The organism is Mesorhizobium sp. CA4 (assembly GCF_020165075.1).
In the GTDB taxonomy this organism is placed as follows: Bacteria; Pseudomonadota; Alphaproteobacteria; order Rhizobiales; family Rhizobiaceae; genus Mesorhizobium.
Map to the genome: position 1 here is coordinate 21522 of NZ_JAIUHK010000022.1, position 13292 is coordinate 34813.

The window sequence follows — 13292 nt, forward strand, 5'->3', positions numbered from 1 at the left end:
CTTCCATGCTACCCATTAGAGAACCGTGAATTCGCAATTCGGAGAGGGGTTTACATGAAACATTCCGTAAGATTGCTGGCTTCGGCCGCGGCGCTTCTGGTGGCCGGGTCGACGGGGTTCGCCGCCGACATCATCGGCGAGCCGGCGGTGAATTATTGCCGCGCCGTCGGCACCTCGGACCTGGTGCTGACCGACAACATGGTTGAGCTCAAGGACCATGTGGTGAAGCTGATGGACGAATCGGTCGCCGTCGCCAACAGCCCGGAATGGATCAACTCGTCGCGTCCCGCCTTCGTCTGGGCCTCGGAAGCCAAGGTCGCCTGCGGCATGGCCTATGGCTACCTCAAGACGAACTACAAGGACGAAGACACGCTCAACAAATGCGAGTGCTTCCACGACCGCATGGTCGAGTACATGCACTGAGCTGACGGCCCATCGAGCGCCGGCTGGCTACGATGGTGGCCAACGGAAAACCGGCGAAGGCGATCGCCCTGGACCGGTTCGCCGTTTCACGGAAACGGCGAACCGGTCTATCTCTTTGTTTTGACGCGATTGCGAGCGGCAAACCGCTGCGCAGTCTTCCGGGAATTGCCCTGGCGGTCGCCTTGCTTGGCCCGGGGCAAACACCTGTCCACGCCAACTGGCTGGAACGACCGCAACCGCCGGGGACGCAGCCCGTGCGCTGCGACGCGGCGCCCGAGCGGACGCGCGCGACATTCAAGGCATTCGCCACCTGCCAGGCGTCGATCTACGGCCTCGAGCCGGTGCTGGCGCATGCGGTGATGGAGATCGAAAGCGGCTTCGATCCCGGCGTGCGCGGCGCCGACGGCGAGATCGGCCTGATGCAGGTCATGCCGGCAACGGCGCGGATGCTCGGCTTTCGCGGCTCGTTCGACGAGCTTGGCGAGCCGGCCACCAACATCGCGCTCGGCGTCAGATATCTGGCGCAGGCAAACAGGCTCGCCGCGGGCGATCTTTGCACCACCGTGATGAAATACCGCGCCGGGCACGGCGAGACCCGCTTCTCGGTCCGCTCGGTCGACTACTGCCGGCGCGCACGCGCGATTCTGGCACGGGAAGGGCTCGATGTGGCCGGGCCGCTTCCGGTGGCGACGATCGGATTCTCCGACGTCTCGACGATCGGCTTCTCCGCCGCCGGCCAGGAGAAACGCGTCTGCGCGCGACGATCGTTCGTGCCGGGGCCGCGCTACATGAAATGCGCCGACTATCGCAGCCCGGCGCAGGCGAGGACGATACAGGCGCTGAGAGCGCGGCTGTTCGACGGCTGAAGCGATGATGCAAGAATTGCGGGACGGCCGGGCAGGCAAACGTTAAGAGAAGTGAAGGCAGACCAAGGCGAATACTGGCGGCAGATGGATGGAAGCATCAAATGAAATGTGAGCGGCACGATCCGCGTCTGTTGGCTCTCGCTCTCGGGCTCGTCGCGACGCTGTGCGCATGCCAGTCCAAGAGCGGCGCGTCGGACGTGCTCGATCCGTCGGCGATCGCCGCACCCGCCGGCCAGGCGGGCGCCGCCGCGGCGCCGGCGCAGCAGGCCAGTGGCCAGATCTCCGGTAGTTCGGCCTTGGCCAGCGCGACTTCGGGCGGTCCGACATCGGCCGTCGCCGCCAAGGCCCAGCTGACGCTCGGCACGGGGCCGACCAAGGTGGCCATGCTGCTGCCGCTTTCGGCGCCCGGAAGCACCGGCGAGAACGGCCGCAAAATGTATGACGGCGCGCGCCTCGCAATGGCCGATCTCGGCGACAAGCTTCTGACGCTGACGATCGAGGATACGCGCGGCGACAGCGGCTACGCGAAGGACCTCGCGGTGAAGGCGATCACCTCGGGCACGGCGAAGGCCGTTATTGGGCCGTCCGAGCTTGCGGCCGCGCAGCACCTTGCCAAGCTCTCGGGCTCCAAGCGGCCGCCGGTGCTGGCGCTGGCCGACAATTTCGCCGGCGGCCCCGGCGTCTATTCCGTGCGGCTCAGCGAAGCCGACAGCGCCGCGGCCGGCGCCGCGGCAATCGCCAGCAAGGGCGCGAAGAAATTCGTGCTGCTGGTGCCGGCGGGCGCGGACTCGAGCGCCATTGAATCCCGGGTGGCCAACGCGCTCAGCATCTATGGCGCCACGCTTGCGGTGACGCTGCCCTATTCGCCGACCGACGGCGGCGCGAAGGTGGTGTCGGACATGGGCTCGCTGGTCGAGGCGCCCGACGCCGTGGTCGTCGCCAGCGGCGGCGGCAGCCCGGCCACGGTGCTGGCGGCGCTGAAGGCGAAGGGCATTCCAGGCAAGACGGTGACGGTGATCGGCACCGACCGCTGGCTCGAGCGCCCGATCGATCCGCTCTATGAGGGCGCCTATATAGCGACCCTCGACGAGAGCGAGACAGGGCCGATCGCCGACCGCTTCAAGGCGGCCTACAAGTATCAGCCCGATGTCAACGTGGCCTATGCCTACGACATGGTGGCGCTGAGCGCGGGCATAGCGAGCGCGGCCGGCCCCGACGGCTTCAACAAGCAGGTGCTGGAGAACACGACCGGCTTCCGCGGCTCGACCGGCCTCTTCCGCTTCCGCAGCGACGGCTCGAGCCAGAGGTCGATGCCCTTCTTCAGGGTTGAGAAGGGCCAGTTGAAGCTGGTGGAGAAGCAGACGTCGGGGTTTTGACTGTCACCGACCGCTGAGCCGTTTTGCGCTGTAGGAACAGGGCTATGCTTCAGGTAGCGGATACGCCGCCGGAGTTGTGAAGGCTTTCTCACGATTGTAGGAGCCGATCTTCCTGACGGCGAGAATACAGGCAACGCCAACAATCGCGCCCGCAATCACATCGATGAGGTGGTGTCCGCCTTCTGGAAGTGTGCCTATGATCATTACGGCGTTCAGGCAACCTACGGACCAGAACAGCCAGCGATAATCCCGAAGCGCGTAGACGATCATGATGCCGAGCGCGGTGTGATAGGAGGGGAAGGTGACCAGCCCGTTGCTATTGGCCATGATCAGATCGAACCGTTCACCTGATCGCAACGCCATCAGAGTTTTATAGTGCCACATCCCTGCTTGGGCGGTGAAGTGGTTGAACTGATCCGCAGTCGGCTTGAAGTAGGCATAGGCGCCCTCTGCGGGTACAAATGCCATTATCCCGCCCGCCAGAATGGATGACATGGCTAGCAGCGTGATGAACTCCAACAACCTGTCGGTTCTGCGTCTGGCAATGTTCAACAGAAACACGAGCGGCACCTGTGGTCCGAGCGCATGGTAGGCGACGCTTAGGACAGGGGCTGTCAGTCTGTTGTTGGTGACCGAAAGGAACCACGGCCAGTCAAATCCAAGCCAAGCATCAATGGAAGCAAGCGTCGGATCGGCTAACGGGCGATCCGTTGCGCTAGCAAGATGCATTAGAATGGTCGAGCAGATCAGCAGTGGGACAAAGACCGCGGCGGCAAGCGTTAGGTTACCAAGGAAATCGGACGCCCTACGAATAAATTGGCCCATCCTCGAATTGTCGCCCCGCACGCGCCAGGCAACGAGCCGAGAAGCCATCCCAGCCAAGCAGACACATAGTGCCACTGCGCCAATGGCAGGCCAGTTCAGCGGCGAAAAGCGAACTTGTGAATGGGACAGCCAAACCAGGTCAATGATCCCCAATAGTGCTGATATGATGAGCGTCGTACAAAGATGGTTTTTTGTTCCCATAATATTCTTCCTATCATGGATCGGACGCCGGCAACGCTTGACCAGAAGGACGCGGAATCAGCATGGGGACACGCTGAGCGTATTCTTGATACTCGGGAAAGGCCGCCCGCAAGACCTTTTCCTCGTTGACTATCCGTCGATATTGGAACGCAAGGACTATCACGCCGACAGCAACCGTTGGCCAGGTCGGATTGCGCGAGACAATGCCGAGCAGAACGATCGCTTCACAGGCGTAAAGTGGATGTCGCACTATCTGGTATGGACCCGCCGTAACGAGCCGTCTTGCCTGGGCAAGGATACTGAACGATCGCCCAAGCCACCATAGGCACCAAATACATAGGCCGAAACCGGCAATGGTGATGATATCGGCTACAAGCTCGACCTGCTGTGAAATCTGGATTCTGGGAACGGCGATCAAGGTTACAGTGGCGAAGCATCCGATCAGTGCGGAAATGCGAGGTTCGACCCCTTGCGCTGTCTTCACAGGGGGGAGTCGTGTCACAGTAGTTGCGACCACGAGCATCATAAAGCCAAGCGCAGCAATGCTCGCCACGATGTCAATCGACCATGACACCGTCCATTCCGCGGTGCTGATGTCCGCGATCGTTGTTGCCGCCTTCAAGGTCGCACAGACCGTGAAGTAAAGCGTCATGGCCGCGCGACCGATGAAATCACGCGTCGTTGGCGGAGGGAGTTTCATTGACCCTGCCTCTTGGAACTAGTGGATAAGCGAGTTGCTCGATGTAGTTCGACGGAATGGCATCATCGATGCCATATCGCTCAGGCACTGTCTTGCCAGGGAGGTGCATCGTCCCAAAGGCAACATCGAGGAAGGCAAGCTGCCCGGCAAAATTCTTATCATACGCTGCCCGTTCATTTGCGTGATGCCAATGATGGAACTGAGGAGAAGCAATCAGCCATCGGAGTGGACCGATATTTAATTTTACATTGGCATGCAGCAGCAGGGCATGAGCATGGAAGATAAATGCAAATAGGGCAATTGCTTCGCCGCTAAATCCCAACAGGTAGACCGGCACGAACGAAGCACTTTTAGTCAAAACCTGATCAACAGGATGAATCCTATGCCCAGCAAGCCAGTCAAGTTCCTCAATACTGTGATGAATGGCGTGGAAATGCCAAAGAAACGGGATGGCGTGGAAAGCCCGGTGAGCGAAGTAAAAGCCGATGTCTGCTATGACGATGATCTCGATGATCTGGAGCCAGACCGGTTGAGACGATATGGCGGCGCCTACAAAGCCTGGCACAAGCCGCCCCAACGTGCTGGTTGCAAGCGTAACGGTCGCAATCAATCCAAGAGTTATTGGGGCCCCGTTGAACACGGCGTAAATCAGATCGTTTAGGAAAGCCTTCCTGAGAATTTTCTGGCCCGGTCGCAGAGCGAAAAGATGCTCGAGCGGCACAAAGATCAGCGCCGTGATCAAAAGAGCTTTGAAATTCAAGACATCCATACGGCGCCCCCGCCGACACCTTCCGATCCAACCACTTCAATTACTTTAGCGCAAGGTGATGGTTTCCGAAGGGTTAATCGGCTTGGTTGACTTCCGACGCTATGGCTGGCCAAATGCATTCAGACCGTATGCAATCTGCACAGCTATCGTGCAGATCGCGGCTGCCGAAATCGGCACACCAAACGGCACCACGCCCTTTCTGTCCAGATGCTGGATGTAGACGCGAAACATTCCGGCCGGCAATAAAAACGGGTTCTTGACCGCCACTGCCGTGATCACAGCGAATATCAGCAGCAAAACCGAGAACACCGCCAAATTGCTGCCGCCGATTACAAACGGCATCGCGGCCATCAGCTTGACGTCGCCGGCGCCAACTTTGCGCATAGTCCAGAACGGAAAGAGCGCGATGAACAGGATTAGGCCGGCAATGGCGCTCAGGCCCATATCCCACCACGATCCCGACTGAAGAGACAAAAGTTGCAGCGAACCGAGACCCAGGCAAAGCAGTAGCAGAACGTCACGATTGGCGATTTTCTGGGTGGAGAAGTCGATCCAGGCGACCCTGGCCAGCAGTGGAATAGCCAGCGCCCTGAGCAGCAGCGAAGCAGCCAGCAGAAGGCTCATGAGCGTTCGATGTTGCGTACACTAGACGACAGGAGCTTGAGATTGTTGGCCACCGTCGGGTCGTTTGGCGCGAGTTCATAGGCTTTCAAGAAATTTGTTCGCGCGTCCTGCAATTTGCCGCGCAGCAAATAGGAGTATCCGACGTTGTTGTAGTATTCCGGCGTCGCGCCGAGCAGCCGGTAGGCTCGGCCATAGGCCAAGTCGGCTAGGTCGAAGCGGCGGATGCGGTCGCAGGACGCGGCGAGCCCTAGCCAGGCGATTCCATCGTTGGGTGCCAGGCGGGTCGCCTTATAAAACAAGGCGCCGGAATTGCCGTAGTTCTCGGAGCGGAACTGGGTTTTGGCCTCGGCAACAGCTTGGTCCGAAGCATAATAGTCGACATCGCCAATCGTCTTCAGACCATCGAAAGCATCGCCAAAGGCGGTGTAGTCGCCTTTTGCAGGCTCGTTTGTGCGAACCACGCCGCCGGTGGAGTCATTCGTCTGGCAACCTGCAAGGAAGATAAGCAGCAGGCTGGCCGCGACTGCGAGGCGCTTTGTCATTGTGTGTCCCACGAGTCCCCGACTCTATTTTAGAAGCTAATCATACGACGACTTAGAAGAAAATGCCCTTCATGCGAATGATCACCGGCAGCATGATCACCATCATCACAACTGGAAAAATGCAAACGCCCAGAGGGATCATCATCTTGACCGGTAGCGCATTGGCCTGCTCTTCCGCGCGCATGATTCTCTGATTACGCATTTCATCGCTGTAGACACGCAAAGCCTCGGTAAGGCTGGTGCCGAGTTCTTCCGACTGACGGAACAGCACGGCCAAGGCCTTAGCCTCATCCAAGCCGATGCGATCGGCAAGCTCGCGCAGCGCCTCGCGCAGAGGTTTGCCGGCACGCAGTTGCAGATTCATAATCGAGAGCTGAATACCGAGCCATTTGTGAGTACCGGCGATTTCGCCGCCCACACGCTCTACTGCCGCCTCGAGGCTCATGCCAGCGTCTGCGCACGTAGTCATCATGTCCATGAAGTCTGGGAAGCCACGGCGATAGATCTGCTTCTGCGCACTTTCGAAGCGGTCGAGCATAATGCTGGGAATCACGATGCAGCCAAGACCTATCAGTGCCGAGCCCGCGAATGCGATGAACCCAGGCAATTGAGGCGGCACCACGCGCGATAGCAATGCGTATGTCCCCAAGAATCCGGCACACACGCAGACAAGACGAGTCAAAGTATAGATAACTGGCGCGCTTGGTTGATAAAATCCTGCCCGAAATAGCTTCGCTTCCAGTGCATTGGGCTCGCCACGCTCCTTTTCCAAAGCGCGAAAATAGGCATCGACCGGCCGCTGTGCCGAAATTTTGTTGAGTTCTTGCTGGGCACCGAGCGAACGGCGATTGGCAATCCCCTCGGATAAGAGGGCTCGCGATACCATTCGTCTTGTCTGAAGAACCGGCATAATCATCAGTGAAGCGAAAATGAAAAGCGCCGCAGCTGCCAAAAAAACGGCAAGAGAGAAGGTAGGCGAATTTCCGATATTGGTCAGCAAGTCTGATCGCGCTCCTCAGAAATCGAAGTTGACCATCCGATACATGATAAAAACTCCCAGCAATGCCCAAAATCCGAAGATCGTGAACACCGGTAAGATCAGCGAGCTGCCCCAGACATCGCCATAATAGCTCGGGGCAATGCCCATCAAAATGCCGAACATGAAAACTGGAAACAAAGAGATAATCCAAGCTGACATGCGTCCTTCAGCGGAAAGTGCTCGTATCTTCAGCCGCAGTTTTTGCCTCTCTCGCAATACGGAAGCCAGGTTTGAAAGGATTTCTGTTAGATTGCCGCCGGTCTTTGCCTGAATGGAAAGAGAGACCGACATTAAGTGTAGACCCTCAAAACCCACTCTTTCAGATAATTTCCGCACAGCTTGCTCAAGGCTAAGCCCGAAAGTGATTTCATCCGAAACAATGCCGAACTCGGTTCCCAACGGGTCGGGCATCTCTCGTGCAACAAGGCCGATCGCTACCGTTGTCGGGTGACCGGCGCGCAGCGAACGCACGATCATATCGAGTGCGTTAGGGAGTTGAGCAGCGAACTTCTGGATGCGCTTGTTCCGTGCTCTACGCAGCACGAGCAGAGGCAAGCCTAAACCTACCAACGCGAAAACTATGATCCCTGTTACAGCCGAAAAGCCAAACAGCAGCGGCAGCATTAAGGCAAGAACCAGGCCTGCCAGCAGGAACACCGTAACAAATGCCAATGGATTGCCGGTTATGCCCGATTGAGTGTAGAGGCGATTGAGCCCCACTGCCCCAAAAAGGAAGTCACCAGATGCCGTCAAACCCCGTTCCTGCAGCAGACTATGCAGGCTTTGCTCCGCTGGGGCGTCTTCTCCCAGGCGTTGGAGCCGCCTGTTGATCACTCCGGCTCGCGTGCGCCGGCTGGCAAACGACAGGTAAAAAGACTCCGCGGCTAGAATGATCGATGCAGCTGCCAACACATATATGAAATAGAGAAGGGTTTGACCTGTCGGCATCAGAGCGGAACCTGTGGATTGAAAGCGTCCTTCCCAAAATGGTGGCCGAGTGTTGCTGCTTCTTGAGCAAATCGCGGGCGAACGCCGGTGGCACGGAACTCGCCGACGATGGCACCGTCCGCTCCAACATCGCGGCGAACAAAATGATAGATCTCCTGAAGCTGCACGACATTGCCTTCCATGCCGGTCAGTTCCGATATTGAGATAACACGCCGCCCGCCATCGGAAAGGCGCTGCGTCTGCACGACGATGTCTATCGCCGAGGCAATCTGCGCCCGGATCGAGTCATTGGTCATTGGCATGCCTGCCATGCCAACCATTTGCTCGAGGCGCGAGATCGCATCTCGAGGCGTGTTGGCATGAATGGTCGTCATCGAGCCTTCATGACCGGTGTTCATGGCCTGGAGCATGTCGAAAGCTTCCTCGCCGCGGACCTCGCCGACGATGATCCGATCTGGCCGCATGCGCAGCGCGTTTTTCACCAGCTCGCGCTGGCGAACTTCGCCCTTGCCTTCGACATTGGGCGGGCGCGTCTCCAGTCGCCCGACATGCGGTTGCTGCAGCTGTAGCTCCGCTGCGTCCTCGATGGTGATCAGGCGCTCCTTGGGGGGAATGTAACTGGAGAGCGCGTTGAGCAGCGTCGTCTTGCCGCTACCGGTGCCGCCCGAAACAAGGATTGACTTGCGCGACTGCACTGCGACCCTCAGCAAATCGACCATGGGCGGACGAATGGAGTTGAACGCGATCAGGCGTTCCAGCGAATAGGGATGCTTGGAGAATTTGCGGATCGACACCAGCGGGCCATCGACCGAGATCGGCCGCACGGCAATGTTGACGCGCGAACCGTCGTCGAGACGGGCATCAACCATCGGCGCGGATTCGTCGACCCTTCGACCGATATTGGAAACAATTTTGTTCACAACGCGCAGCAGATGCGCCTCGTCGCGGAAGCGGATCGAGGTCTCCTCGAGTACGCCGCGACGTTCAATGAAAACGTGGTTGTGGGTATTGATCAGAATATCGGCGATCGAATCGTCCTTGAGCAACGGCTCGATCGGCCCGAGACCCAACATCTCGTCAGCCGTGTCGCTGGTCAGCTGATCGAGCTCGCGCGCGTTAAGCGGAACATTCCGACCGCGCACGAATTCACGTACGATCGGCCGGATCTCGTTCAGGATTTCGTCCTTGGACGCGTTTTCTAGCGCCGTCAGGTTGAAGCGGTCGATCAGATGGCGATGTAGCTCGACCTTAAGAGAAAGGAAATCGTCCGATGCTGGCTCGGTTTGGACCGGCTGCACGACTGCCGCGCCATTGGGTACCAGGGGCACCTGCGTTGATTGCGGTGCGCGCTGTTCACCTGCCCCCTTGATGAATCGACCTAACATGCCGCCCAATCCCCTAGCGGTTCCCCTGATGTCGAAACTAAGCGTTAACCACGAGAGGCACAAGCGGCCCGGGGGATAAACTGGACTTATTACTTGCGACATAGTTAAAAAATAGAGGTTCGGGAAATCGTTTTATTTTGTCCCACTCGGCGCCGATCGACCAAAGTCCTAAGACCTTTGTCTCATTTTATAGCCGGGAGCGCAACTAAGCCGTTTAATATAAATATATATGTCAAATGTCTAATGTGTTGCTCCGCAGGCACGGGTATGGCCGAATTGTGAACGAATGGTTAAGAGCGCTTGAAAATCCAAGCGAATCAAGCTGTTGTCAAAATTGAGAAAGTCTTAGACCGAGTATTACAGGGTTAAGGGACTGTTAATCCATTTGACTCGGCTTTTTCGCGGGACCTAGGATTGAACGTGACGGGGGATGCTTGGGTATGGAGTTCATTCCTTGGCTCTGTCTCGTCGGGTTCAAACCTCCAAAGGGAGAATTGGCATGAAGAAACTCATGACGATGGCCCGGCAGTTCCGCGACGATGAAAACGGTGCTGCCATGGTCGAATACACGATCCTTCTCGGCATTATCACCGTGGCAGTTATCGCGTCGGTCATTGTTGTCGGCGCCTGGGTCGGCACCCAGTGGACGACGTTATCGACGACGCTGCCATGATATCCTGATTGGCATGATCGACGCCGGGAAATTTCCCGGCGTCGACGTAAACTCGGGCAGGGCAACAGGATGCGCGCAAACACAGTTATTATGATCGTTCTGGCTAGCGTATTCGGTGTGCTGGCTGTGGTGCTGGCCAACCTCTGGTTGGCCAACCAGCGCAGTGCCATGGCGCGCACGGAGGACGGTGTTCAACGCGACACAGTTGTGGTGGCAGCGGTCCCGCTGAAGTTTGGCGACACGTTGTCAGCGGACAAGCTGCGCGAAGTCGCATGGCCCTCCGGCGCAGTTCCAGCCGGAGCTTTCAAGACAACAAAGGACCTGCTGGCGGGCGAAGGCGCCAAGCAGGCACTTCAGGCGATCGGCACTAATGAACCCGTTCTCGCCACCAAGATCACCGGCCCCGGCCAACGAGCCACGCTTTCGGCCGTGCTGGCGGAAGGCATGAAGGCAGTTTCGATCCGTGTGAATGACGTGCTCGGCGTCGCCGGCTTCGTCTTTCCCGGCGATAGGGTTGACGTTCTTTTGACTCGCACCGTTCGCAGCGACGAAGGCCCGGACAAGAGTTTTGTCGATGTGCTGCTGCAGAGCGTCAAAGTGCTTGCCGTGGACCAGGTTGCCGACGAGAGCAAGGAAAGCCCGACGGTGGTGAAGGCAGTTACCGTTGAAGTCAGTACCAAGGACGCGCAGAAACTGACCCTTGCCGCCGGCGCCGGCCAGCTGTCGCTGGCCCTCCGCCAAGCCGCAGCGAACAAGGGCGAGACCACCGAACGCGTAACGCTTTCGGATTTGACCGGGGACACGCCCGACGACGTCGCCAAGAGGCAGGCCGATCTCGACCGGCAGAAAGCCGCCGATGCCGCCGCCGCCGAGGAACGAAAGCGCGCCAACGATAAGATCGATGGCATTGCCCAGGCAGTCGAGCGGGTCGACAGCCGGATAGACGAATTGAGCAAGGTCAAGCCGGCGCCGGCGGTCACTGCGGCATCCCAGCAGGTTGTCAAGGAAGTGGTGAAGTACGTACAGCCCGAACCGCCGGCACAGGCCACAATCGGAGTGTTCCGGGGGGTCAAGCTTGAGACCTATGAAGTGCCGCGCCAACGCTGAAAGCGGCCGCAAGACGAGGGGCTGCCAAGCGGCAGCAAGTGGGGAGACGAGGATGGACGGGTTCTGTGTGAGGATGGCGGCGGCGCTATTCTCTATGTCGTTGTCGATGGTCTCTGGGCATTCGGCGAGAGCAGCTGACCGCTTCATCGACGTGTCGAGCCCGTCGCTCCATCGCATCTTCATCCCGGTCTCGCAATCCGCGACGATCCAGGTCAACGCCACACTGGGCGACATCGTGGTCGGCGACGAGAAGATCGCCGATGCGCAGCCGATGACAGACAAGACGCTCTACATCATCGGCAAGAGCCTCGGCACCACGACGGTCAATCTCTTTTCCGAGGACAAGCGCTCGCTGGGTGCGATCCAGATCGAGGTCGGCCAGGATGTCAGCGATATGGCGGCAGCTATCCGCCAGGTGGCGCCGAAGGCGCGCATCGAGATCGGTTCGATCAACGGCAAGGTTCGGCTGAGCGGCCATGTCAAGGACGCCGCGACCTTGGCGCAAATCGTCGAAGTTACACAGCAGTATGGACCCGACTCGATCATCAACGCAGTCACCATCGATGACAGCGAGCAGGTCAATCTTTCGGTTCGAATCTTGGAAGCGAAGCGCAACGCCGGGCGGGATCTTGGCGTTTCTTTCAGGAGCACAAATAGAAGTGGCACGACCCGCACTGGAACCGGAATCGGCGCTATATCGAAGGACGACGACGGCAATTCGGTGGTGCTTGGCGATGGAGAGCTACTTAGTGGCCTGTTGTCGACCGCCAGTCCCTTCGGAGCGCTGATTACCCGCATCATCGATAGCAACGTCAAGGTCGATTTGATCATCGAGGCGCTCGAATCGAAGGGGGTTGTGCGACTGCTGGCCGAACCGAACCTCACGACGGTTTCCGGGGAGACCGCCAGCTTCAACGCCGGCGGCGAAGTACCGATCCGCAGCGTCAACAGCCAGGGCGAGATCGAAATCCTGTTCAAGCAATTCGGTGTCAATCTGAACTTCACCCCGGTCGTGCTCGACGACGGCAAGATACATATCAAGCTAGCGCCGGAAGTCAGCGACCTCACCGGCTTCACGCCCGCCGGCGATCCGATCTTCACCAACCGCAAGCTGGCGACCGTCGTCAATCTGCGCGACGGCCAGAGCTTCGCCGTGGGCGGTCTGCTGTCCAGCAAGAACACGAGGCTTCAAGACCAGGTGCCATGGCTCGGTCAGGTGCCGATCATCGGCGCCCTGTTCCACAATTCGAGCACGCAGAAGGAAGAGACCGAACTGGTAGTGATCGTCACGCCACACGTCGTGCGGCCGGTGAAGCCCGGCGAGCAGCTGGCGACACCGTTCGACAAGACCAAACCCGCTAACGATCCGGAACTGTTCCTGCTCGGCCAGCTCGAAGTCAGCAAGGACATGATCCGCAAGTATGAGCATGGCGACGGCGTCATCGGCCCCTACGGCCACATGCTGGATGTGAAATCGAAGGACAAGCTTGCCTATGTCAAGAAATAAGCTCCTGCTCGTCCTGCTAGGTTCCAGCCTGCTTGGAGGCTGCGCCGCGGACTATCTGAACAACTACGACACAATGACCTTGGCCTCGGGCGACTCGCAGAAAGCCAACCAGCTGCTGCAGACGGTCGATCCGTACAATCCGGCTTCCAACAATACGAAGATCGAAGGCGACGGCGCGCGCTCAATGGCGGTCGTTCAGAAATACAAGCTTCTGCCGGCGTCCCCGCCGCCGCCCAACATCACAGTCAATGTCGGCAATTCTGGCGTGGTGACTACGCAGTGAATTGAATGAAAGGAAGCAGTTGCA

At 58.7% G+C, this 13292-nt stretch carries 15 protein-coding genes; 7 read left to right on the forward strand and 8 right to left on the reverse strand.

Features of this window, described 5'->3' with window-relative positions; genetic code table 11:
- Positions 1-54 precede the first annotated feature (54 nt).
- From LB528_RS18525 to LB528_RS18535, 3 genes are all read left to right on the forward strand, one after another.
- On the forward strand, positions 55-423 hold the full coding sequence (locus tag LB528_RS18525; RefSeq protein ID WP_224627496.1) for a hypothetical protein: 369 nt from the start codon (positions 55-57) through the stop codon (positions 421-423).
- A gap of 254 nt (positions 424-677) precedes the next feature.
- Positions 678-1289 (forward strand): lytic transglycosylase domain-containing protein, encoded by a 612-nt coding sequence (locus LB528_RS18530; protein ID WP_411962207.1) that lies wholly within the window; start codon positions 678-680, stop codon positions 1287-1289.
- Positions 1290-1390: 101 nt separating this feature from the next.
- On the forward strand, positions 1391-2665 hold the full coding sequence (locus tag LB528_RS18535) for an ABC transporter substrate-binding protein (RefSeq protein ID WP_224715853.1): 1275 nt from the start codon (positions 1391-1393) through the stop codon (positions 2663-2665).
- A 42-nt stretch (positions 2666-2707) separates the two neighbouring features.
- Here LB528_RS18535 and LB528_RS18540 read toward each other — a convergent pair whose 3' ends face one another.
- From LB528_RS18540 to LB528_RS18575, 8 genes are all read right to left on the reverse strand, one after another.
- Positions 2708-3691 carry a phosphatase PAP2 family protein gene (locus LB528_RS18540; RefSeq protein WP_224715854.1) on the reverse strand — a complete coding sequence of 328 codons (984 nt, stop codon included), beginning with the start codon at positions 3689-3691 and terminating at the stop codon, positions 2708-2710.
- A gap of 13 nt (positions 3692-3704) precedes the next feature.
- Positions 3705-4391 (reverse strand): methyltransferase family protein, encoded by a 687-nt coding sequence (locus LB528_RS18545; RefSeq protein ID WP_224715855.1) that lies wholly within the window; start codon positions 4389-4391, stop codon positions 3705-3707.
- Positions 4363-5160, reverse strand: a complete 798-nt coding sequence (locus LB528_RS18550) for a sterol desaturase family protein (RefSeq protein ID WP_224715856.1) — start codon at positions 5158-5160, stop codon at positions 4363-4365. The genes LB528_RS18545 and LB528_RS18550 overlap by 29 nt, the downstream gene beginning before the upstream one ends.
- Before the next feature lie 99 nt (positions 5161-5259).
- Positions 5260-5784, reverse strand: a complete 525-nt coding sequence (locus LB528_RS18555; protein ID WP_224715857.1) for a prepilin peptidase — start codon at positions 5782-5784, stop codon at positions 5260-5262.
- The gene (locus LB528_RS18560; protein ID WP_224715858.1) at positions 5781-6326 is read right to left on the reverse strand and encodes a tetratricopeptide repeat protein; all 546 of its coding nucleotides are present in this window, start codon (positions 6324-6326) and stop codon (positions 5781-5783) included. The genes LB528_RS18555 and LB528_RS18560 overlap by 4 nt, the downstream gene beginning before the upstream one ends.
- 52 nt (positions 6327-6378) lie before the next feature.
- Positions 6379-7242 (reverse strand): type II secretion system F family protein, encoded by an 864-nt coding sequence (locus LB528_RS18565; protein ID WP_224715895.1) that lies wholly within the window; start codon positions 7240-7242, stop codon positions 6379-6381.
- Positions 7243-7341: 99 nt separating this feature from the next.
- Positions 7342-8313 (reverse strand): type II secretion system F family protein, encoded by a 972-nt coding sequence (locus tag LB528_RS18570; protein ID WP_224715859.1) that lies wholly within the window; start codon positions 8311-8313, stop codon positions 7342-7344.
- On the reverse strand, positions 8313-9698 hold the full coding sequence (locus tag LB528_RS18575; protein WP_224715860.1) for a CpaF family protein: 1386 nt from the start codon (positions 9696-9698) through the stop codon (positions 8313-8315). Before LB528_RS18575 ends, LB528_RS18570 begins: the two co-directional genes overlap by 1 nt.
- A gap of 499 nt (positions 9699-10197) precedes the next feature.
- Here LB528_RS18575 and LB528_RS18580 point away from each other — a divergent pair, with 499 nt between their 5' ends.
- The 4 genes from LB528_RS18580 (at position 10198) to LB528_RS18595 (ending at position 13268) form a co-directional block, all read left to right on the forward strand.
- Positions 10198-10371 (forward strand): Flp family type IVb pilin, encoded by a 174-nt coding sequence (locus LB528_RS18580; RefSeq protein ID WP_224715861.1) that lies wholly within the window; start codon positions 10198-10200, stop codon positions 10369-10371.
- 69 nt (positions 10372-10440) lie between these two features.
- The gene (gene cpaB, locus LB528_RS18585) at positions 10441-11478 is read left to right on the forward strand and encodes a Flp pilus assembly protein CpaB (RefSeq protein ID WP_224715862.1); all 1038 of its coding nucleotides are present in this window, start codon (positions 10441-10443) and stop codon (positions 11476-11478) included.
- A gap of 52 nt (positions 11479-11530) precedes the next feature.
- On the forward strand, positions 11531-12985 hold the full coding sequence (locus LB528_RS18590; protein ID WP_224715863.1) for a type II and III secretion system protein family protein: 1455 nt from the start codon (positions 11531-11533) through the stop codon (positions 12983-12985).
- Positions 12972-13268, forward strand: a complete 297-nt coding sequence (locus tag LB528_RS18595) for a hypothetical protein (protein ID WP_224715864.1) — start codon at positions 12972-12974, stop codon at positions 13266-13268. Before LB528_RS18590 ends, LB528_RS18595 begins: the two co-directional genes overlap by 14 nt.
- The last annotated feature ends 24 nt before the right edge of the window (positions 13269-13292 follow it).

Excerpts from the sequence above, each read along its gene's own strand:
- LB528_RS18525 (WP_224627496.1), top strand. The coding sequence starts at position 55 with ATGAAACATTCCGTAAGATTGCTGGCTTCGGCCGCGGCGCTTCTGGTG.
- LB528_RS18535 (WP_224715853.1), top strand. The coding sequence starts at position 1,391 with ATGAAATGTGAGCGGCACGATCCGCGTCTGTTGGCTCTCGCTCTCGGG.
- LB528_RS18540 (WP_224715854.1), bottom strand. The coding sequence starts at position 3,691 with ATGGGAACAAAAAACCATCTTTGTACGACGCTCATCATATCAGCACTA.
- LB528_RS18545 (WP_224715855.1), bottom strand. The coding sequence starts at position 4,391 with ATGAAACTCCCTCCGCCAACGACGCGTGATTTCATCGGTCGCGCGGCC.
- LB528_RS18550 (WP_224715856.1), bottom strand. The coding sequence starts at position 5,160 with ATGGATGTCTTGAATTTCAAAGCTCTTTTGATCACGGCGCTGATCTTT.
- LB528_RS18555 (WP_224715857.1), bottom strand. The coding sequence starts at position 5,784 with ATGAGCCTTCTGCTGGCTGCTTCGCTGCTGCTCAGGGCGCTGGCTATT.
- LB528_RS18560 (WP_224715858.1), bottom strand. The coding sequence starts at position 6,326 with ATGACAAAGCGCCTCGCAGTCGCGGCCAGCCTGCTGCTTATCTTCCTT.
- LB528_RS18565 (WP_224715895.1), bottom strand. The coding sequence starts at position 7,242 with ATGATTATGCCGGTTCTTCAGACAAGACGAATGGTATCGCGAGCCCTC.
- LB528_RS18570 (WP_224715859.1), bottom strand. The coding sequence starts at position 8,313 with ATGCCGACAGGTCAAACCCTTCTCTATTTCATATATGTGTTGGCAGCT.
- LB528_RS18575 (WP_224715860.1), bottom strand. The coding sequence starts at position 9,698 with ATGTTAGGTCGATTCATCAAGGGGGCAGGTGAACAGCGCGCACCGCAA.
- LB528_RS18580 (WP_224715861.1), top strand. The coding sequence starts at position 10,198 with ATGAAGAAACTCATGACGATGGCCCGGCAGTTCCGCGACGATGAAAAC.
- cpaB (WP_224715862.1), top strand. The coding sequence starts at position 10,441 with ATGCGCGCAAACACAGTTATTATGATCGTTCTGGCTAGCGTATTCGGT.
- LB528_RS18590 (WP_224715863.1), top strand. The coding sequence starts at position 11,531 with ATGGACGGGTTCTGTGTGAGGATGGCGGCGGCGCTATTCTCTATGTCG.
- LB528_RS18595 (WP_224715864.1), top strand. The coding sequence starts at position 12,972 with ATGTCAAGAAATAAGCTCCTGCTCGTCCTGCTAGGTTCCAGCCTGCTT.